The 211-nt window shown below is 53.6% G+C and carries 2 tRNA genes; both read right to left on the reverse strand.

Features of this window, described 5'->3' with window-relative positions:
- Positions 1 to 20 precede the first annotated feature (20 nt).
- Positions 21 to 96: transfer RNA gene (locus TY49_RS20500), tRNA-Ala, on the reverse strand.
- Positions 97 to 111: 15 nt separating this feature from the next.
- A tRNA-Ile gene (locus TY49_RS20505) sits at positions 112 to 188 on the reverse strand.
- Between the last annotated feature and the right edge of the window lie 23 nt (positions 189 to 211).

Consider the following 211-nt stretch of genomic DNA (forward strand, 5'->3'; position numbering starts at 1 on the left):
CATGCGCCATAAAAGCGACATGGTGGAGCCTAGCGGGATCGAACCGCTGACCTCCTGCGTGCAAGGCAGGCGCTCTCCCAGCTGAGCTAAGGCCCCATTATGAAAGATATATGGTGGGCCTAAGTGGACTCGAACCACCGACCTCACGCTTATCAGGCGTGCGCTCTAACCAGCTGAGCTATAGGCCCATATATCATATATAGAGGAATTA

This window comes from Mesobacillus selenatarsenatis SF-1, assembly GCF_000813125.1.
Taxonomy (GTDB): domain Bacteria; phylum Bacillota; class Bacilli; order Bacillales; family Cytobacillaceae; genus Mesobacillus; species Mesobacillus selenatarsenatis.